15 protein-coding genes and 1 riboswitch are annotated in these 21,103 nt (G+C 61.7%); of the genes, 2 read left to right on the forward strand and 13 right to left on the reverse strand.

Features of this window, described 5'->3' with window-relative positions:
• Window positions 1-28 precede the first annotated feature (28 nt).
• The 13 genes from P9250_RS07275 to P9250_RS07335 all read right to left on the reverse strand — a co-directional run bounded on the left by P9250_RS07275 (window position 29) and on the right by P9250_RS07335 (window position 16,482).
• Window positions 29-1,705 (reverse strand): hydantoinase B/oxoprolinase family protein, encoded by a 1,677-nt coding sequence (locus P9250_RS07275; protein ID WP_250494617.1) that lies wholly within the window; start codon window positions 1,703-1,705, stop codon window positions 29-31.
• Window positions 1,702-3,822 carry a hydantoinase/oxoprolinase family protein gene (locus tag P9250_RS07280; RefSeq protein WP_310392044.1) on the reverse strand — a complete coding sequence of 707 codons (2,121 nt, stop codon included), beginning with the start codon at window positions 3,820-3,822 and terminating at the stop codon, window positions 1,702-1,704. The genes P9250_RS07275 and P9250_RS07280 overlap by 4 nt, the downstream gene beginning before the upstream one ends.
• Window positions 3,823-3,858: 36 nt before the next feature.
• On the reverse strand, window positions 3,859-5,163 hold the full coding sequence (locus tag P9250_RS07285; protein WP_310392046.1) for a TRAP transporter large permease subunit: 1,305 nt from the start codon (window positions 5,161-5,163) through the stop codon (window positions 3,859-3,861).
• Window positions 5,164-5,175: 12 nt separating this feature from the next.
• Window positions 5,176-5,754, reverse strand: a complete 579-nt coding sequence (locus tag P9250_RS07290) for a TRAP transporter small permease subunit (RefSeq protein ID WP_250469441.1) — start codon at window positions 5,752-5,754, stop codon at window positions 5,176-5,178.
• A gap of 47 nt (window positions 5,755-5,801) precedes the next feature.
• Window positions 5,802-6,794 (reverse strand): TRAP transporter substrate-binding protein, encoded by a 993-nt coding sequence (locus P9250_RS07295; RefSeq protein WP_310392049.1) that lies wholly within the window; start codon window positions 6,792-6,794, stop codon window positions 5,802-5,804.
• A 160-nt stretch (window positions 6,795-6,954) separates the two neighbouring features.
• Window positions 6,955-10,557, reverse strand: coding sequence for an urea carboxylase (gene uca, locus P9250_RS07300; RefSeq protein WP_310392050.1), 3,603 nt, complete (start codon window positions 10,555-10,557; stop codon window positions 6,955-6,957).
• A gap of 184 nt (window positions 10,558-10,741) precedes the next feature.
• Window positions 10,742-11,383 (reverse strand): urea amidolyase associated protein UAAP2, encoded by a 642-nt coding sequence (locus P9250_RS07305; RefSeq protein ID WP_244830645.1) that lies wholly within the window; start codon window positions 11,381-11,383, stop codon window positions 10,742-10,744.
• Window positions 11,384-11,399: 16 nt separating this feature from the next.
• Window positions 11,400-12,104: an urea amidolyase associated protein UAAP1 gene (locus tag P9250_RS07310; RefSeq protein WP_310392053.1), complete on the reverse strand. Its 705-nt coding sequence runs from the start codon at window positions 12,102-12,104 to the stop codon at window positions 11,400-11,402.
• Between the two features lie 14 nt (window positions 12,105-12,118).
• Entirely contained in the window at window positions 12,119-12,910 is a 792-nt protein-coding gene (locus P9250_RS07315; RefSeq protein WP_310392055.1) for an ABC transporter ATP-binding protein, read from the reverse strand.
• A complete protein-coding gene (locus P9250_RS07320; RefSeq protein ID WP_310392057.1) occupies window positions 12,907-13,722 on the reverse strand; it encodes an ABC transporter permease subunit in 816 nt (271 codons plus the stop codon). Before P9250_RS07320 ends, P9250_RS07315 begins: the two co-directional genes overlap by 4 nt.
• A 24-nt stretch (window positions 13,723-13,746) precedes the next feature.
• Window positions 13,747-14,823, reverse strand: coding sequence for a putative urea ABC transporter substrate-binding protein (locus P9250_RS07325; RefSeq protein ID WP_250494624.1), 1,077 nt, complete (start codon window positions 14,821-14,823; stop codon window positions 13,747-13,749).
• Window positions 14,824-14,881: 58 nt separating this feature from the next.
• A riboswitch (guanidine-I (ykkC/yxkD leader) is annotated at window positions 14,882-15,012 on the reverse strand.
• Window positions 15,013-15,201: 189 nt separating this feature from the next.
• Window positions 15,202-15,522, reverse strand: a complete 321-nt coding sequence (locus P9250_RS07330) for a chaperone modulator CbpM (protein WP_310392059.1) — start codon at window positions 15,520-15,522, stop codon at window positions 15,202-15,204.
• A gap of 6 nt (window positions 15,523-15,528) precedes the next feature.
• Window positions 15,529-16,482: a DnaJ C-terminal domain-containing protein gene (locus tag P9250_RS07335; RefSeq protein ID WP_250494626.1), complete on the reverse strand. Its 954-nt coding sequence runs from the start codon at window positions 16,480-16,482 to the stop codon at window positions 15,529-15,531.
• A 419-nt stretch (window positions 16,483-16,901) separates the two neighbouring features.
• Between P9250_RS07335 and P9250_RS07340 the strand changes: the two genes are divergently transcribed.
• Both P9250_RS07340 and P9250_RS07345 read left to right on the forward strand, forming a co-directional pair.
• Window positions 16,902-19,268: an EAL domain-containing protein gene (locus P9250_RS07340; RefSeq protein ID WP_310392061.1), complete on the forward strand. Its 2,367-nt coding sequence runs from the start codon at window positions 16,902-16,904 to the stop codon at window positions 19,266-19,268.
• A 133-nt stretch (window positions 19,269-19,401) separates the two neighbouring features.
• Complete coding sequence (locus P9250_RS07345; RefSeq protein WP_310392065.1) at window positions 19,402-21,087, forward strand: methyl-accepting chemotaxis protein; 1,686 nt, start codon at window positions 19,402-19,404, stop codon at window positions 21,085-21,087.
• Window positions 21,088-21,103 lie beyond the last annotated feature (16 nt).

Raw genomic sequence — 21,103 nt, forward strand, 5'->3', positions numbered from 1 at the left:
TGCATTGTATCGGGCCAAAAAGCCGGCTTCACGATGCACCCACGGAGCGCGCGAGCTGACGCGCCTGCCGGGGATAGTTGTCGTCGACGAACTGCGCGCTGATCAGCCCGGCTTCGAGGTCGGCTGCGATGTCATCGAGCGATCTGCGATCCGGGTTGCCGTATCCGCCGCCGCCCGCGTCGCGAATCTCCACGATACCGCCGTCTGGAATGAGCACGCGCGCCTTTGGATCGGTCTCGACATCGTCCACGAAGATGAGCCGATGCGCGCCGGCGCCCGCGCCTGCAAATCCTTTCGCGGCTATCTTGGTCCGCGACGCCATGAACGATGCCTCGATGGGATGACCCGTGTCGTTCCTGATCGCGAAGATCTGACCGTTGCCGCCTTGAAACTCGCCGGGCCCGCCCGAGTCTCTGAGTATCTCTTTCTTGAGGAAGGTGCAGCAAATCTGCTGCTCCCAGAATTCAACCGAGCCGCCGATGATGTTGGCCGGTGCGGGCAAGGCAGGGCGGCCATCGTAACCTGCTAGCGCGCCGTATCCGCCCGCCGAAAAATAGATCGACGAATAGTGCTTTCCCGCGCGCGTCTGGCCGCGAAGATTCATCTGGAACACCATCCCCGAGTCGGCTTGAACGTCGTCGGGGAAGGCCTCGGCCAGCGCATTGAAAATGAGCGGTCCGACGAAATGGCCGAAGACATGCCGCGCACCAGTCGGGTTCGGCCTGAGCGCATTGAGAATGCAGTTGTCGGGCGCCGCTATGGTGACGAAATCGAGTATGGCCTGATTGTTGGGAATGCTGGGCGCGATGAGCACTTTCGTGCAGAAGTAGCAGAACGCGCGTGTATAGCAGATCGGCACGTTGACGCCGCGATTCACCACCGGGTCCGTTCCGGCGAAGTCGTACGCGAAGCCGGAGTCGCTCAACGTGACGGTGACGGAGAGCGAGATGTCGGGGAAGTCCTTTCCGCCTTCGACGGGTATGGTCGCCGCATAACTTCCCTTGGGCATGCGTTCGAGCTTCGCGTTGATCGACTTGCGCGTGAGCGCGAAGATCGCATCGGCGGCGTCGATGGTGGTGGAAAGCTTGTGCTCCACGAGAATCTTGACGAGCCCTTGCGCGCCGACGTTGCATGCCGCGACATTGCAATAGATGTCGCCCAACACGTAATCGACGGTGCGAACGTTGTTTCTGATGAAGTCGAACACGAAGCGATTCTCCACGCCCGCTTCGAAGAGTTTCACGGGCGGAAGCGAGAAGCCTTCCTCGTAGACGTCCTTCGCGACCGAACCCATTCCCACGCCGCCGACATCGGCAAGATGCGAAACGGTCAGGCAGTATCCGGCAATGCGTCCTTCGAAGAACACCGGTTTCACGACGTTGATATCGAACGTATGACCCGTGCCGATCCAGGGATCGTTGGTCACGATGATGTCGCCGTCGCGCAGAGCGGCCGCGTCGAACACATCGAGGATATGAGCAAGCGTGCTGGGGCCGGTTCCCGTGAACGACGGCACACTCGTCGCGCCTTGCGCAATCAGCTTGCCGCGTGCGTCGAAGATCATGCACGAGAAGTCGCCGCTCGCGCGCACCATTGTCGAGAAAGCGGTGCGTTCCATGGCCGAAACCATTTCGTCCGCAACCGAGACGAAACGGGACCAGATGATGCCGGCATCGACCGGGTCCATCTTGACTGTAGCATTCACGACTTAAGCTCCGCGATGAGATCCAGCGTCGATGCAATCCGTGCTTCGGCAAACGCTGGAACGTAGATGGTGGTGTCGTTCTCTTCGATCAGTGCGGGGCCTGAGCGTTTCCAGCCAACCGGCAAGGCGTATCGGTTGAAGACGGGAACTTCGGTCCAGACTTCCGTTGCGCCGTCGCTGATGTAACAGGACCTGGGTTCCTTCTCCATCCTTGCTGAAGGCGTGAGCGCGTCGTAGCTGAAGTCGCGCACGGACTTGAGATGCTCGGGCAAGGAGACTTCGACCACCCACGTGCTGATCTCGATACCGTAGTCCGGAAAGTTCAGGCCGAAGATGTCCTTGTAGGCATCGAGGAATCTGGCGCGAATGTTTGCCGCATTCAGATAACGCCCTTCATCGGATATCTCGACAGTCACTTCCGAGTCTTGTCCTTCGTAGCGCATGCCGAGTTTCACGATGGTCCGCGCGCCGCCATCGACGAGCTGGCTTGCGTATGGCTCGGCCTGCACGAGTCGAGCGACTTCTTGCGCGATGACGTCATCGGTGACATCGGCGAGACTCATCTTTCTCGTTTGCTGCAGGATGATCCCTTCGCTGCTCGCGAACTGGCCCATGGCGGAAGCCACGCCCGCGGCGAACGGAAAGATGACGCGCCGGATGGACAGCAGCTGCGCAATAGGCAACGCATGCACGGGCGACGAACCGCCGGTGCAGACCAGCGTGGCGCGCCGGTAGTCGACACCGAGTTCCGCTGCATGCACGCGAAACGCGCGTGCCACGTTTTCGTTGATGGTGCGATGAATGCCGATAGCCGCGCGCTCCACCGAGATGTCCAGCGGTTCCGCGATGTTCTGCTGAATCGCACGCTTGGCTTCAACCCGGGTGGCGTCGATGCCGCTATTGCGAAAGTTCGCCTCACCGAGAAAGCCGAGGAAGAGATTTGCATCGGTGACGGTCGCGGCTTGTCCGCCGCGCGCATAGCATGCCGGGCCGGGAACGGCGCCCGCACTCTTCGGTCCGACGGAGATGGCGCCGCGTTCGTCGATCTCGGCGATGCTGCCACCGCCCGCGCCAATCTCGATCAAGTCGAGCGCGGGAATGATGAGCGGAAAGCCGCTGCCGGCTTCGAATGCGCCTTCGCGTGCCACTTCGAGGCCCGCTTGCACATCGACCTTGCCGGCGATGAGGAACGCGCCCTTGGCGGTCGTGCCGCCCATGTCGTAGGCGAGCACGGTATCGTCCACGGCACCGCTGTCTTGCGGCGCCGGCGCATTACGTGCAGCAATCTCTCGCGCAGCGAGAACGCCTGCCGCGGGACCGGACTCGATCAAACGGACGGGCGCTCTGACGCAGTGACCGATGGGCAGCGGCAGCCCGGATGACGTCATCATCAGAAGCCGGCCATTGAAGCCCGCGTCGGCGGCTCTCGTCTCCAGGCGCTTCACGTACTGACTCAGCAACGGCTTGGTGAACGCATTCACGGCGCATGTCATCCAGCGCTCGTACTCGCCCGAACGCGGGGCCACGGCGCTGGATGTGGAAATGACGGCATTGGGGAAGGCTTCTGCAAGCCAGCTTTCCACCAACTGCTCGTTTGCGGGGTTTTGAAAGGCATGCAGAAAACAGATGGCGAAGTTCGTCACGCCCGTTTCCTCGACGAGACGGCGCACGTCCGCGATGAGTTCAGCTTGGTCGGGTTGCCGCACGAGATCACCGGTGTAGGCAATGCGTTCACGTACCGATACCTTCAACCGGTGTTTGGTCAACGGTTTCGGAAAAGCCAGCCTCAAGTTCGATACGTTGTAACGATGCTCACGGCCGGTTTCAAGCGTCGTGCCGAAGCCTTCGGTATGCAGCAAAATGAAGTCGTGCCCCTTGCGTTCGATGACGGCGTTGGTGATGACCGTCGTCGCATGCAGGAAGACATCGCAATCCGCGAGGTCCAGTTCCGCATCGCGGCGTAAGTGCTCGAAGCCGGAAAATATCGCTTCTTCCGAGCGTTCGGGCGTGCTCAGGACCTTCGCGGTCGTGACACTTTTCTTCTTGCTGTCCAGCAATACGAAGTCGGTGAACGTGCCACCGATATCGACTGAGATGGCAAACCTAGACGTCATCATATTTTCCATTTATCAGCGAGATACAACAGCGCATGCTCACTTCAAGCCGAGTTGTTCCGGCAACCAAAGCGCGATCTGCGGAAACACGATCAATGCAATGCCGAACAGAATGAGCAGCACGAGATAGGGCAGCGTGGCCTTGGTGATGACGGAGAGCTTCTCTCCCGTGATGCCTTGAATCACGAAGAGATTGAAGCCTATAGGCGGGTGAACCTGAACGATCTCCACCGCGATCACCAGAAAGATGCCGAACCAGATGGCGTTGAATCCGGCTGCGAGAACCATCGGCAGAACAATAGGCAACGTAATGACGATGATCGAAAAGCCTTCGAGAAACGAGCCGAGCAGGATATAGCCGATGAACAGCACGAACAGCAGCGCAACCGGCGACAGGTGCAGTTCCTGCACGAACGTGGCGGCCGCCTGTCCCACGCCGAGAAACGCGGACGCACTGCCGAGAATGGATGCGCCGAGAATGATCAGCGCGATCATGGAACAGGTCTTTACCGCGCCAAGTCCGACTTCCTTCAGCTTTTCAACGCTGAGGTCCTTTTGAAAGCCCGCGATGGCAAGCGCGCCGACCACACCGGCCGCAGCCGCTTCCGATGGCGTGACGAGCCCGCCGTACATGCTGCCGAGAACCGCGCCGATCAATAACGCGACCGGCGCAAGATGTTTGAGCGAAGCAAAGCGCTCGCGCCAGGGCATGGTCGCGAAACTTTCTTCCTCGGGAATCAGGCTCTTGTTCCAGGTGGTGTGAATCATGATCCACGCCATGAAGCACGACGCGAGAAGAATGGCCGGTATCAGTCCTGCGGCGAAGAGCTTGAGCACGGAAACCTGCGCCAGCACGCCATACACGATCATGATGTTCGATGGCGGCACGAGAAAGCCCAACGTACCAGCGCCTGCCAGACTGCCCATGGATATCCGCTTGTCGTAGTTGCGGCGATTGAGCTCCGCAAGCGTGACGCGGCCCACGATCTGCGTCGTCGCCGCCGACGAGCCAGAGATGGCGGCGAAGATCGAGCATCCGATGACATTCGAATGCAAGAGCTTTCCAGGCAGCAAGCTCGCCCACGGCGCAAGTCCCTTGAAGAGCGACGTCGAGATGCGCGTTCGAAACAGAATCTCGCCCATGACGATGAAAAGCGGCAAGGCCAGCAGCTCCTGCGTCGTCATCACGTTCCATGCGTACTGAGCGATCAGCCGGTCGACCGGAATGGACCTGAAAACGAAGAGCGCTAGCGACCCGGTAATGGCAAGCGTCAATCCAACCCATATGCCGATGGACAGGCCGCCGAACAGCAACACGGCCATTGTCGTGAGTATCGTTCCCATGTGTCTCAGCCTTCAATGAATCAGGTTCTTGTCTTCGACAGGCTCGTCCAGAAACAACTGGCCGAGGCGGGCGAGTAACTGCAGCGCAAGCAGCATCGCGCCGAACGCGACGAATGCCTTGGGTATCCACAAGGGCGTGCTGCTGGCAAGCGAGCGTTCGTCGGTGAGAAACGCCTGATACGAGAAGTGCGTCATGGCGACCGAGAAGAACGCCGCGAACGCAAAGCCCGCCGCCGCCGATACGCATTCGAGGCCCTTGACGACGCGAGGCGATGCGTTCGACAACAGCACCCTGACGCGGATATGGCCGCCTGCGCGAAGCGTGAGCGCGGCGCCGAACGTGAAGGTCACGGCCATCAGATACGAGCTGTATTCCCATGCGATGGGTATGTCCTTGGGCAACCAGCTCACCACGGTCGACAGCGTCCGCACGACGATGCCGGCAATCATCAAGAGGCATAGCAGGCAGAGGCAGAGGGCGCCGAGCCAGCCATCCAGACGGGCGAGCATATCGATGGAGAACAACGCCTTCTGCACGAACGCACGTCCCTTCGAACTCTCGACATGCGCGCTTGTGTCGATGTTTTCCATGGGCATTGACTCCGCTGTGACCGTGGTTTTCGAAGAGCGGATGCGGCTCACTGCTTGCCGACCGCGGTCAGATAGCTTTTGAGGAGTGGCTTGGCGGCGGGCACCGCGTCCTCGAAGGCGGTCCAACTCGGCTTGCCCTTGGCGGCCATGGCGTCGCGCACGGCCGCGGGCGGCGTGTAGATCTCCATGCCCTTCGCCTTGAGGGTCTCGAAGTTCCTGCTGTCTTCCGCTTTTGCCGCGTCCCAGAACACGGGTTCGAGTCGTGCGACGACGTCTTCGATAGCCTTCTGGTTCTTCGCACTGAGCTTGTTCCAGGCGTCGAGATTGACCGACACGCCTTCGAAGTTCGATTGCCAGTTGACGACGTTGCACGCCTTCTGGAAGTCCCAGAACTGGCCATCCACGGCAGACGATGTCGATGTCGACACGCTATTGATGACGCCCGTCGACAGCGCGGGCACGACTTCACCCCAGGGAATCTGCGCCGGCGATGCGCCAAGGCTGCGGAAGAAGTCGCTGCCGTTGCGGTCGGTCGTGCGGATCTTCATGGTCCTGAAGGTGTCCGAGTTCGACAGTTCGACTTTGGAAAAGACGTTCTGGCCGGGCCAGGGAATGGTGAGCAGCAGCTTCTGATTGAACTTCTTGAATTCGGCGTCGTAGTAGGGCTTCGAGACGGAACGGAAGGTCTTCATCTCATCAAAACCGGATACGAGATACGGTACCGACGATGCCCCGAGAATCGGCGATATGCCGACTTGCTGCGCGAACTGAAACGACCCGATGGGCACGAGTCCATCGCGAATCACGCTCAACATTTCCGGGCCCTTGAAACCGAGTTGTCCGCCCGCGTGAATGTTGATCTTCACTTCGTTGTTGGTGGCGGCGGCCACTTCAGCCGCGAACTTCTCGTCCAGTTTCGTCTGGTAATTGCCCGGCGCATTCGCGGTGGCGAAATCCCAATCGACGGCAAACGCAGGAGTTTGCAGCGTGAATGCGGCGCTCAGCGCGAAGAAAGCACCTAGTCTTTTCAGTCCGTTCATTTGAACCCTCTGCGAAGTGAATGCGGTCGCGGCGTGGGTAGCCGCGTGTTCTCAATCCGCGTTCAGATTAGATTCGCAGGGGGAGGGCTGCCAGTTCAAAAAAAAAATGACATGTTGAATGAAATTCAACGGGGACTTGCGGCTTCCTTGGCTACGACACTCAGACGTTCCCGATGATCGCCACGCGCTGTCCCGCCTTCACGGGCGTGCCAGGCGCCACATGAACATCGGCGACGATGCCCGCGCAGGGCGCGCACACGGCGATCTCCATCTTCATCGATTCGATCACGAACATCACGTCGCCTGCCGCAATGCGCTCGCCCGCCTTCACGCGCACCTGCCAGAGATTGCCCGCGATCTCGCTGTCCACCGCGGTCTGACCGTCTTCGAGCGGCACGGTCTCGCATTCGGTTACAACCGGAGGCTCGAAGCTCTCCTGTGCTTGTCCCGCTTCACGCCAACGCTCGCGTTCCGCTTGAAACGCGGCTTGCTGACGGGTGCGGAATGCATCGATACCAGCCGCCTCGCGTGTCAGAAACGCCTCGTAGTCGGAGAGAGACAGCTCTGTCTCCTCGATCTTGAGCGGATAACGTCCAAGCGGAAAATGCTCGCGAATATGCAGCAGTTCATCGGCCGGGACTTCGTAGAAGCGGATCTGATCGAAGAAGCGCAAGAGATACGGACGGCCCGCGAAATCGGCAATCGCGCGATAACGGTTCCACATCTGCAACGTGCGCCCGACGAACTGATAGCCGCCCGGACCTTCCATGCCATAGACGCAAAGATACGCGCCGCCGATGCCAACGGAGTTCTCCGCGGTCCATGTACGCGCCGGGTTGTACTTGGTCGTCACCAGCCGATGGCGCGGATCGAGCGGCGTTGCAACTGGCGCGCCGAGATAGACATCGCCCAAGCCCATCACGAGATAGCTTGCGTCGAAGACGATGCGCTTGACGTCATCGATCGATTCGAGGTCGTTGATACGCCGGATGAACTCGAGATTGCTCGGGCACCATGGCGCATCCGGCCGCACGGTGGTCATGTACTTGTCGATGGCCAGGCGGCAAGCGGGATCGTCCCATGACAAAGGCAAATGCACGATGCGCGAAGGCGCGCGCAAGTCCTTTTGCAACAACACGCGTTGCCACGTCTGCGCGACCGTATCGAGCAACGTTGCAAGCGGCAGGCGCTCAGGCTGATAGTGAACCTGCAGCGAGCGAATGCCGGGCGTTAGATCGATCACGCCGGGCAACTCGAGCGCTTCGAGCGATTGCATCAGCGCATGGCCACGAAAGCGCAGGACGAGGTCCAGTTCCGCGGGGCCGAGTTCGAGCAGCAGGTGCGTATCGCCCGACACACGCGCAACCAGCCGGTCGTGATTCGCGCCGATGTCCAGCACGATGGGCGATGTCAACGCGCGTCTTTCAGCGCTTGCAGGCAGTGTTTCAAGCGGCTCAAGCGTCTTCAATTCGACGAGACGCGCCCGTGCCGCCGCGCGCGCCTCATCGATCTGCACAGGCACGAAACGCACCTTGTCGCCCGCCTTCAACTGCCCGATCTGCCACAGGTCCGCTTCGATGATCGTCACGGGACACACGAAGCCGCCGAGGCTCGGGCCATCGGGACCCAGAATCACAGGCATGTCGCCAGTGAAGTCGATCGCGCCGACCGCATACGGATTGTCGTGAATGTTCGACGGATGCAGTCCCGCTTCGCCCCCGTCCTCGCGCGTCCATTCGGGTTTCGGTCCGATCAGGCGCACGCCGGTACGGCTCGAATTGAAGTGAATTTCCCATTCGGTGTCAAGAAAGGTCTCGATGTATTGCGGACTGAAGTACTCCGGCGCGCCATGCGGACCATAGATCACGCGCAGTGTGCGAACCGGGTCGAGCGCGGGCGTGAACGAAAGGCGCACGCCATGTGCGCGATCCATCGAGGGATGCAGATGCAGTACATCGCCCGCGCGCAACGCACGTCCGCCGTGGCCGCCGAACTGACCCAGCGTGAACGTGCTGCGGCTGCCGAGGTACTGCGCGACATCGAAGCCGCCACGCACGCACAAATAGGCGCGTGCGCCCGCTCCACGAATGGCACCAAGTGCAAGTGTCGCGCCTGACGGAATGAAGAGCGTCGTGTGCATCGGCTGCTCGATGCCATCGACGGTCACGCTCAACGCCGCGCCCGTGATAGCGACCACCGCGTCCGTATTGAAGCGCAACGTGGGACCGCTCATCGTGATTTCGAGCGCGGACGCATCCGGCGAATTGTCGAGAAGCCGGTTCCCAAGGCGTAACGCTCGATCATCCATTGGGCCCGAGGGCGGAATGCCAACCGCCCAAAATCCGAGTCTGCCGGGAAAGTCCTGAACCGTGGTCTGCGTGCCGCCGCTCACGATCTCGACGGTGCTCGCGCGATACTTGAGCCCTTCGAGACAACGCGTCCACGGCTCGCCCGAAGCGAACGGCGTGTCGTCGATGATCTGCCGCAGATACACGCGATTGGTCTCCACGCCGTAGATGCGCGTGGCGTCGAGTGCTTCGGCGAGCGCGTGGCGCGCGGCTTCGCGTGTCGGTTTCCACGCGATCAGCTTCGCGAGCATCGGATCGAAATAGGGCGGCACTTCGCAGCCGGCTTCGATCCATGTGTCGATGCGCAGCGCGCTACCATCCGCTTCGGGAAACGCGACCTCGGTCAGCAAGCCAGGACTCGGCTTGAAATCGCGGCCAGGATCTTCTGCATAGAGCCGCGCCTGTATAGCGTGACCAACGGGCTTCAACGCGGCGCCGAGTTCGTCGAGCGGCGCAAGCGTGCCTGCCGCGAGTTCGATCATCCACTGAACGAGATCGACGCCCCAGACTTGCTCGGTCACGCCGTGTTCGACCTGCAGCCGCGTGTTCACTTCGAGAAAATAAAACTGCGCGGCACCGCTGTCGTATACGAACTCGACCGTCCCCGCCGAACGATAAGCCACCGCTCTGGCAAGCCTCAACGCCGCTTCGCACAATGCCTCTGCCATGCCATCGGGCAACGAAGGTGCGGGCGTTTCTTCGAGCACTTTCTGGTTACGCCGCTGCACCGAGCAATCGCGTACACCGAGTGCAAGCGCGTTGCCGCGGCCATCGCCGAAAAGCTGCACTTCGAGATGCCGCGCGCGTTCGATGTACTTCTCGATGAACACGCCCGCATCGCTGAAGTTGTTTTGCCCGAGGCGCTTCACCACGTCGAACTGCGCGGCGAGTTCATCGGCAGTCCAGCACACACGCATGCCGATACCGCCGCCGCCCGCCGTGCTTTTCAACATCACCGGATAGCCAATGCGCCCAGCCGCCTGCAACGCGGCTTCGGCGTCTTCGAGAAGGCCGGTGCCTTCGAGCATCGGCACGCCTTGCTCGGCCGCAATGGCGCGAGCCGTATGCTTGAGCCCGAAGGCGCGCAATTGCGCGGGCGTCGGTCCTATGAACGCGATACCGGCTGCTTCGCACGCCTCCCCGAATAGCGCGTTTTCCGAGAGAAAGCCGTAGCCGGGATGGATGGCCTGCACGTTTTCGCGGCGCGCGATCTCGAGGATCTTCGCGACATCCAGATACGTCGATGAAGCCGCGCCCTGACCGAGCGAATGCGCGATGGGCGCTTCGCTGACGTGGCGGCTCGCGAGATCGGCTTCGCTATAGACCGCGACGCCTGCTATATCGAGCGAACGCAAGGTACGAAGGATGCGGCACGCAATGGCACCGCGATTGGCAATCAGGACTTTGTCGAACATGACAGGGGCGGATGCGTCGGCGGGTCGTCCCGTCGATTGAAAGATGCACGCCGGGGTCGTCCCCGGCAGCGTCCTCAGACCTTCGTTTGATGAGACTTCAGCGAGTCGCGCGAACAGGCGCCGAGTCGTCCCGCGCGAATCATCATCACGAGATAGAACCATTCACGCAGGCGGTTCATTCGCATCATTCCCATATCAGTAACTCCGCGGGTGTCGGGTTGTAGGCGTTGCAGGGGTTGTTCAACTGCGGGCAATTGGAGATGAGCACGATGACGTTCATCTCCGCGCGCAGTTCGACGTATTTGCCGGGCGCGGAGATGCCGTCTTCGAACGTGAGTCCGCCATCGGCTGTCACCGGCACGTTCATGAAGAAGTTGATGTTCGGACTCAGGTCGCGTTTGGAAAGCCGTCCGTCGTGCGCGCAGGCGCGTAGGAAGTTGTCGCGGCAGCTATGCATGTAGCGCTTTTCGAGCGCATAGCGAACGGTATTGCTCTCCTGGGCGCATGCGCCGCCGAGCGTGTCGTGACGGCCGCATGTATCGGCAACGATGGTCAGCATCGGGTTGCCGAGGTTCGAATACAGCACGGTTCCCGTCGTCAGATAGAGGCTCTTCTGGCGGCGCAGGGTGCGTTGCGGATCGAAACGTTCGCGCGGATTGTCGAGGCTGTAGAAGAGCGTATCGACTGCCTGATTGCCTTCCATATCGCGAATGCGCAGCGTCTGTCCGGCCTTCAGTTCCTTGAGCCACGGCTCGCCGGCGCCGAGCGTTTCGCGGTGGATCGCATCTTCTGCACGGCGGTCGCTGGCGGTGAGGTAGGTCGTCATGTTTGTCGGTCTCCGCTCAAAGATAAAAGCGCTCGGTGTTGATGAAGCCACGCACGTTTTCCTCGCACGATGTGCGGCAGAGTTCAGCCACTTCTCGATCCGCATTTGCCAACGAGAGCTTCACGGGTTGCGGCGCATAGTTCGCGTTCGGATCGAGCGGATGCTGAATTGCGGTGAGCACGACGAGCGTGTTCATCGGCGCATAGAGCTCGACGTAATCGCCGGGCTTCGAATTGCCGCTGACGAAGGTAAGCGCCCCCTGGTCCGTCACGTCGACGCGGCTGAAGAGATTCAGCGTCATCAAGAGATCGGAGAGGCCGAGATTCCATTTGCCCATCTCGACGAGCAGGTTGTCCATGCCATTGCGATAAAAGCCGTTACGCAGTTCCTGATAGCGTCCCGCGCCATACTTCTCATGCACTTCCCCGGTATTCGATACCCCGCCGATGCTGTCGTGCCACCCGCATGTATCCGCGACGATGGCGGCAAGCACGCGGCCCATGTCGGAGTAGAGGCAATGGCCCGCGCTTAGTTTGGCCGTGTGCTGGCACTTGAGCGTATCGGGCAAATTCAAGCGTTCGCTTTTTTCGGCGGCGTTGAACATCATGATGCTGACGTTCGCGCCGCCATCGATATCGGTCAGGCGCAACGACTGTCCCCGCTTAACGATCAGCGACGCATGTCCGCCGCCGGGAACGGTTTCTTCGAGTAGCAAGTCCATCTTCCTGGGTTCCTTTAAGCAGGTATCGCTTCCGCACGCGCGGCGCCTTCGACGGCCGCCCGTGCAACGTGGATCGACGAAGCCGAGTCGCGGCTATGGTCGAGCGGAATGTTGTAGGTGACACGCGCGCCATACGCGCCGGGCGCTTGCGGATCGACACGTACCTTGTCGAAGACGAGCACGCGGCTGCCGAGCGTGAAGCCTTCTTTCAGGTCGTGCGTGACCATGAAGATGGTCAGGCCCGACTCGCGCCAGAGCTTGAGCAGCAGTTCGTGCATGTCGCGGCGGATGCCCGGATCGAGCGCGCCGAAGGGTTCGTCGAGCAGCAAGATGCGCGGCTTCATCATGAGCGCCTGCGCAATGGCAAGACGCTGCTGCATGCCGCCTGAAAGCTGATGCGGATACTTGTCGAGCGCGGCGGCAAGACCGACGCGTTCGAGCATCGCCACGGCTTCGTCGCGTGCAGCCTGTCGACGCGCGCCGAAAAGACGGCCCATGAGCCTCGACTCGCGCAACTCGTGACCGAGCATCACGTTGCGCACCACGCTCAAATGCTCGAACACCGAATAGCGCTGAAACACCACACCGCGATGCGCGTCCGGTTCACCTGGCAGCGGTTCGCCATCGAGCAGGATGTCGCCGCGTGTCGCGCGTTCCTGACCGAGCAGAAGGCGCAGAAACGTGGACTTGCCGCAGCCCGACGCACCGACCATCGAACAGAATTCGCCTTTTCCAATCTTGAGATTCAGGCGTTCGAGCACGACCTGGTTGCCGTACTCTTTCCACACGTTGCGGACTTCGATCATCTTGCGCCTCCGCCGTACCAGGGAAACGCCCACAGCGTGATACGGCGCAGGCTCTCGTCGATAAGCCACGCGAGCAGCGTGATCCACGCGACGTAAGGCAGGATCACGTCCATCGCGAGATAGCGGCGCACGAGAAAGATGCGGTAGCCGAGGCCGTCGACGGATGCGATCGCTTCCGCCGCGATGAGAAAGAGCCACGCCGAACAGAGCGCGAGACGCAGCGCGACAAGCAGACGCGGCATGAGTTGCGGCAGGATCATGCGCAGCATCAGCGTCCAGCTCGTGGCGCCGAGCGTCTGCGCCTTGACCCACAACTCGTCGGGAATCTCGCGTGCGCGCTGCTGAAGATCGCGGATCATCATGGGCGTAATGCCGATCACGATCAGCACGACCTTCGACAACTCGTCGAGGCCGAACACGATGAAGAGAATGGGCAGCACCGCGAGCGGCGGGATCATCGAGACGACAGTGATGAAGGGCGAGAGCGTTGCGGTCACGAGCGGAATGCTGCCCGTCACGATGCCCGCGACGAGCGCGATCACCGCACTCACCACAAGCCCGATGCCAAGGCGCTTAAGGCTTGCGAGCGTATCGGTCCAAAGCAGATATTGGCCCGTGCGCTTGTCTTCGGTGAAGGCGAACTGCGTGATCGCCTCGCTCATCTGGCTCGCGCTTGGCAGCACCTTGTCGCCGGGATTGTCCTTGAGCCGCAGCGACGAACTGGTGAAGTACACCGCCAACAGCATGATGAACGGCATCAAGAGCAGCAGCATGGCGCCGCTCTTGCTCGGGTGTCGGTTGATGAGTCGCATCGCGCAGCCTCCGGTTCGCAGGCGTTAAAGCTTGCCGTCGGCGGCCATGCGCACGTAGGTCGGATCGAAGCGCAGCTTGACGTTGCTCTTGCTGCCGACCACGACGCCCTTGTCGAACGCCATGCCGATTGCGTCCGCGCTCGGCGCGCCTTGACCGAGCAGACCGTGATCGAACGAGAACTTCGCGACGCGCGTCATGGTGCGCGGCAGTTCGGGACTCGTCGCGAAGTCGAGCGCGGACTTAGGCGTGTAGAAGAGCGCGGTGGTCGAGAGCTGGCCCTTGAAGCCCGGCAGATCGGTGCCGGATGCCTTCGCCATCGCGTTGAGGGCGGCGGTGCTGTCGGCGCTGTTGGCGCGCATCAGCGACATCATCTCGAACCATGCGCCCGTCAGTGCCTTGCCGAGTGCGGGGTTCTCTTGCAGCGTCTTCGTGTTGACGACCATCATGTCCATGATCTCGCCGGGAATCTTGCTCGAATCGAAGACTTCGGTCACATCGGGCTTGGCCTTCAGGTCGGCGAGCATGGGATTCCAAGTGACGGCCTGCTTCACGGCGGGTGTCGCAAACGCGGCCGAGATATCGGCATCCGATGTGTTCACCACCTTGAGATCGCGCTCGCTCATGCCGGCGGATTCGAGCGCGCGGGCAAGCAGATAGTGCGATACGGAAAACTGCACGAGGTTGATCTGCTGACCCTTGATGTCGGCGATCTTCTTGCCAGTGCCCTTTACGAGCACGCCGTCGTTGCCGTTGGAATAGTCGCTGACGATAAGCGCGGTCGAGTCCACGCCGCCCGCGGCGGGAATCGTCAGTGCGTCCATGTTGGTCATGGCGCAGCCGTCGAACTTGCCGGCCGTGTACTGATTGATCGACTCGACGTAGTCGTTGAGCTGCACGACATCGACATTGATGCCGTACTTCTTGGCCCACTTGGAAACGATGCCTTGAGTTTTCGCTTCGCCCCACGGCATCCAGCCCGCATAGATGGTCCAGCAGACCTTGAAGTCCTGACGACCGGCGGCGAACGAGGGAGAAGCGGTGGAAGCAAACGCGGCGAGAGAGAGGGCGGCGATGCCGATGAAACGGGATAGCTTGCGCATGAGGTTGACCTCGAAGGGGTTATCGACGGCGGGGAGCGGCGCGACTCTCGATCGCGTTCTCTCCCGGGCTTTTATCCCGCCGTGTAACCTCGCGCAGAACCTTGAGGTCGACAACTCTCGGACCAGCATCGCGCGTATGGATCGTCCCTCATGGACGCTACGCGGATCGGAACCCTAGTTATCTATTGCAAATTGTTGGTGCTAAACCGGATGAAGCGCCGGCTCCTTGCTGTAGCTATAAGCGATAAGCGTGCCATCGCAAATGAGCGCATGTTTCATGGGTTCAGCCACGCGTGTGCACCAAATCCGGATGATCGGCGCACCATCGAAGCGCTCGTGCGACGTTTCGGGGAAAGGTCGCACGAAGGCTCATGCGTATCAACCGCGGTCGCCGTAGCGTGCGAGACGCGAGCGCAAGGCATCGATCTGATCGAGCAGATCGAGTGTCAGCGCCACGCCTTGCGCGTTCAGTTCGAGATCGCTGGTCAGTCGTTGCGCGGTCATGGCGCGGCGCAACGACGTGCCGCTGAAGCGCCATTCCTCGATTCGCGCACCTCGCGGCTCGAATGCGCCTTCTTGCACCCAAAGCGCGAGCTGATCTTCCGAAGCGCCCGTGATGCGACATAGTTCGATCATCGTGAACTCGACGTGCTCCTCGACGATATCGCCCTGCAGATAAACCGGCTCGTTTTCATTCATGATGGTTCACCCATAAAAGTGCGCGCGCGGATCGAAGTCGAACGCATCGCGCATGGCGTGATAGGCAGCCTTCCTGGCGTCGGTATCGGCGGGAGGCAGCACGATGCCGAGCATGACGTAGACATCGCCGGGCGGATTGCCGGGAATGCCTCGACCGCGCAACCTCAAACGTCGTCCGGCGGCAGACCCGGCCGGAACGGTCACGGTCACATCGCCGGATGGCGTCGGCACGACCACCTCTGCGCCAAGCGCGGCTTCCCATGGCGCAAGCGGCAATTCGACGGTGACGTCGCGGCCGTCGACGGTATAACGCTTGTGCTTGTCGACCGTCACTTCCAGATAGAGGTCGCCTGGCGGCGCATTGCCCGAACCGGCGCCTCCCTGACCCGCGAGGCGCAGGCGCTGGCCGTCGAGAATGCCCTTCGGTATCGTCACATCGAGCGTGCGCGTTTGATACGTCACGCGTCCTTCATCGTCGATGACGGGCATTTGTAGCCTGAAGGTGCGCTGCGCGCCGGTGTAGGTATCTTCCAGGCTGACCGCGACGCTTGCATGATGATCCTCGCCAGGCCACTCGGGCATGCGCGAACGTGTCCCATGCCGCGCGCGTGCGCCGCCGTGCATGCCGCTGCGTGCGCCGAACAGGTCGCTGAAGAAGTCGTCGGCGTCTTGCTGACTTTCGCCACCGCGATACTCGAAGCCATCGCCGACATCGGGACGCGGACGGATCTCGTCGCCATCTTTGAGCCCGGTGCCGAGGGCATCGAACGCGGCGCGCTTCTCCGGGTCCTTGAGTACCTGATATGCCTCGCCCACTTCCTTGAAGCGCGCTTCGGCGTCCGCGTCCTTGTTGAGGTCGGGATGAAACTTGCGCGCGAGTTTTCTGTGAGCGGTCTTGATTTCCGCTTCGCTCGCCGTGCGCGGAACGCCCATGACCGCGTAGTAGTCTTTGTATTTCATGGTTAGCCCGGATGGTCGATCATTGGTCCCGGTTCGCCGACGCGACGCGTACTCGAGACGCCGATGCGTCCCGTTAATATACAAGCATGTTTGCTGGAGCGTGTCATGGGTGAACGATTCGAGCGCGCAGAAGCGGCTCGACGAATGGCCGCACGCTCGTTTCGAAGCACATGCACGGGCGTCCCTCGGACGAAGAGGACGCACCGGCGCTTCACGTATCGGTAAGGCACGCTTGGAGCCTTGTTCTCGCACCTTCCCTGAAGGCTCCATCGCCCGCACCTTGTATTTCTTCGTCCGCACAGGGCTAAAGCATTTGCACTTGTGCGTCGTAAACCAGGAATCGCCTGATCGGCTCCATCAAGCACGAGGCTTGGTCGACTCGTCCACCACGTCCACCGAAGCCTGGTTTTGCAATGCCCATGTCCCATCATTCCACCCAGGGTTCAGTCGACCGCGCACGGTCGGAGACTCGATCCGCGCAGAACCAGGGCTTCCTGTCGTTCTTCCTGAAAACTCAGGCACGTAGCGCAACTTTTTCCTCTGCCTGCGTCGTGCAGCACATGCTCGGTGCGGTGGGCGCGTTCGCGCTCGTTTATTGGCCACTCGCGTCCGTGTCGAACGTTGCGGCGTCGTGCGTCGGCGTCTTTGCCGGCGGCGTCGTGCTGACGATCGGTCTTGGTCGTGCATGCCGCGCCGCCGGGCGCGAGAATGCCACCCGCGCGCTTGCACGGGCGCTGTTGGACGCGAATCGCGAATGCCTGAAGCTGCTGGACGAAGAAGGGCGCATGTTGCGCATCTCCGAGCATGGCGCGCAGTTGATGCAGGCGAGCGGCCCGGAACAGCTTGCCGGCGCCGACTGGCTGAGCTTCTGGTCGAACGATGACGCCATCGCCGCTCGCAGCGCATTCGCCGCCGCGCTGCAAGGCGCGCGCACGTCTTTCACTGGCGCGTGCCCGACGACGACAGGCGAGCCGAAGGTATGGCAGTCGCGATTGATCCCTATCGAAAACGGTAGGGGTGGCGTCTACGGCATTTTGTGCGCGTCGCTCGATGTCACTCAGGAAGCCGACCTCGCCGCCGATCTGCGCGCGAAAGACGCGCTGATGACCGAGATGGAAGCGCACGCCGGTCTCTGCTTCTACTCGTATAGCGCGGATTTCAGCCACTTCCATCGGTTGAGCGAAGGCTGCGCGTCCCTGTTCGGCGTGGACGCGCCGACGCTGCTGGAACGTCCGCAAGCGTGGATGGATGTCGTGCTGCCCGAAGACCGTCCGCAAGTCGAAGCCGCGATGCGCCGCATCGTCGACACCGCGATTGGCGGGCGCGTGCAATACCGCATCGAGCGGCCCGGCGGCGGCGTGCGTTGGGTGCAAAGCACGGGTTATCCCGTGCGCGATGCGGCGGGCGGCGTGGCGCGCATCATCGGCATCAGCGAGGACATCACTGCGGAGCAGGAGCGTGTCGCGGAACTGGACCGGCTGGCTTTCTCGGATTCGCTGACAGGGCTCGCGAATCGCGTTGCGCTTTTGCGGGCCATCGAGGAACGCTGCCGCGAGGACAACGTGTTCGCGCTGATGTTCATCGATCTGGACCGCTTCAAGGTGCTCAACGACACGCTCGGCCATACGGCAGCCGACCGTCTGCTCAAGTCGCTGAGCGAAGTGATTCAGGCGGCGCTCCCGGCCGATGCCTTTCTTGCGCGACTCGGCGGCGACGAGTTTGCCGTGCTGATCGACGAGGCACGCGACAAGGAACGGCTTGCGAGCATCGCGCGAATCATTCTCGGCGTGCTCGCACAAACAGGCGATGCGCCTCGCGCCGGCGCGTTCGTCACCGCGTCGATCGGCATTTCAGTGTTCCCCGAGAACGGCGCCGATCACGAGACCTTGCTCACGAGTGCGGACATTGCGATGTATGCCGCGAAGAAGGCCGGGCGCAACGGCTTTCGCTTCGCCGACAAGGACGCAAGCAAGCGTATCGTCGACTTCAACCTGGAGCGCGACCTGCCCGCCGCGCTCGCCAACGACCAGTTCGTGCTGCACTATCAGGCGATTCACGAGCCGCATTCGCTCGCGGTCCGCAGTGTCGAGGCGCTCATCCGTTGGAGTCATCCAACGCGCGGTGTCGTCTCGCCGGGCGTGTTCATTCCGATTCTGGAAGAGAGCGGCTTCATCATCGAGGTCGGCGCGTGGGTCATGGAAGACGCGCTTCGGCAGCTTGCGCACTGGCGCAGAAACGGTGCGAGCGCGCTCAGCGTCTCCGTGAACGTGTCGGCGCGGCAGTTGCGCGATACGGCTATCGTCGATGTCGTGGATAACGCTTTGCGCCGGCACGGACTGCCGCCGTCGAGCCTGCAAGTGGAACTGACCGAGAGTGCGTTGATGGAGAATGCAGAGCTCGCGCAACGCACGCTCTGTGCGTTGAAGGAACTCGGCGTGCGCATCGCCATCGATGACTTCGGCACGGGCTATTCGAGTCTGCGTTACCTCGCGGATTTCGCGCCGGATACGCTCAAGATCGACCGTTCGTTTGTCGCTCGCCTGGAAAGCGATGCCGCGACGCACGGCATCGTGTGCGGCATCATCCAGATGTCGCATGCGCTCGGCGTGAGCGTCACGGCGGAAGGTGTCGAGCGCGCAACGCAACTGGACATGCTGCGGCAAGCGCAGTGCGACTTCGTGCAAGGTTACTTGCTGAGCCGGCCGGTCGCGCCGGAACTCGTCGTGGGACTTTCGACGCTCGCGCCCGAGCCGAGCTGTGTCGTTGCAGCGGGCGCCGTGACGTAACGGCGGCCGTCATACCTACATCCTCATTACAGTTTCCCTGCTTCACGCCGATAAGAAGGTGGACAAGCTTGCAACAGGCGTCGATAAGCATCGCGCCTCGTCTCCACCTACGACCACTCTGGAAGCAAAACGAATGAAGAGCCTGACAATCCGGGCGCGGCTCGCGCTCACCATGATTTTTCTTGGCGTGCTGCTCAGCTTGTCCGTGGGAATCGGTCTATACGGCATGGCGACCATCAAGGCGTCCGCAAGAGACGTGAGTCTGAGCACGTTACCCTCCGTCAACGCGCTGGGTGTCTCGGATGTGTACCTGAACCGCGCACGCGTGCTGCTCGACCGCTTTGCGCTCGACCGCGAAGGCACCGGAGGGGAAGACTTGCGCGCTCGCGCCGAGAAAGCGTTGGCCGATTCGGACGAGTGGTACAAGAAGTACGATGTCATCCCGCGTGGCGCGGACGAAGACGTCCTCGCGAAGGACGTGGTCGAAGGCCGCGCTCAAATGCGCAAGGCAGTCGAAGCTTTTGGCGCCGCCATCGAGAAACGCGATCAGGCCGAGATCATTCGCTATGCACAGAAAGACGTGCCCGATGCCTACAATCGCACGAGCGATGCCTTCAAGAAGCTGAAGGAATTCCAACTCATCGACGCAGCCCGCCAGGACGAGGAAAACGACAGCAGCTACGCAACCGTGCGTACCGTTGGCTTCATCTCGCTCGTCGTGGGTATTGCGGGCGCGGCTTTCGGTTGGTACTTCCTGCGTCGCGCGATCATGTCGCCGCTCGCCGATGCACTCGAGCATTTCGAGCACATCGCGGCAGGCGATCTGACACGCACGGTCACGATCAAGACCCACGATGAGATGGGCCAGTTGCTCTCCGGCGTCGCCGCCATGAAGGAGAAGCTCGCGGCAACCGTCGGCTCCGTCCGCACGAGCAGCGAGGCCATTGCGAGCGCCAGCAAGCAGATTGCAGCGGGCAACACCGATCTTTCATCGCGTACCGAACAGCAGGCCGCTTCGCTGCAGGAAACGGCCGCGAGCATGGAAGAACTCACCGCGACGGTCAAGCAGAACTCCGAGAACGCGATGCAGGCAAGCGGCCTCGCCGACAACGCGAACGCCGTCGCCAACGAAGGCAGCGCTATCGTCGGTCAGGTCGTCGAGACCATGGCGGGCATCGAACAGAGTTCAGCCAAGATCGCGGAGATCATCGGCATGATCGAAGGCATTGCGTTCCAGACCAACATCCTTGCGTTGAACGCCGCGGTCGAAGCCGCTCGCGCTGGCGAGCAGGGTCGCGGCTTTGCCGTCGTCGCAAGTGAAGTGCGCAGCCTCGCGCAGCGTTCGTCGAGTGCCGCGAAGGAGATCAAGGAGTTGATCGAAACGTCGGGCGGCCGCGTGCAGGCGGGCACGGAACTCGTTGCCCGCGCGGGTGGAACCATGCAAAAGGTCGGCACGGCGATACAACGCGTGACGGACATCATGGGCGAGATCGCGTCGGCATCGCATGAACAGACGCGCGGTATCGAGCAAGTGAACCAGGCCATCTCGCAGATGGACGAGGTCACGCAGCAGAACGCGGCACTCGTCGAAGAAGCGGCGGCAGCCGCTGGGTCGCTGGAAGATCAGGCCGAGCAATTGCGCACGACCGTCGCCGTGTTTCGCACGGGCCAGGCTGTCGTTGCCGCGAGCCGTGCGAACGCAGCGCCGGTGCGCCGTCCTGCGCCCGCGTCGATCGTGAAGGCCGTCAAGCCTGCCGCGCCGAAGAAGCGCGCAGAACCCGCGGTCGCAGCCGGCGACGGCGACTGGGCCACGTTCTAAGCGATGAAACAGGGCG

Source organism: Caballeronia sp. LP006 (assembly GCF_031450995.1).
GTDB lineage: Bacteria > Pseudomonadota > Gammaproteobacteria > Burkholderiales > Burkholderiaceae > Caballeronia.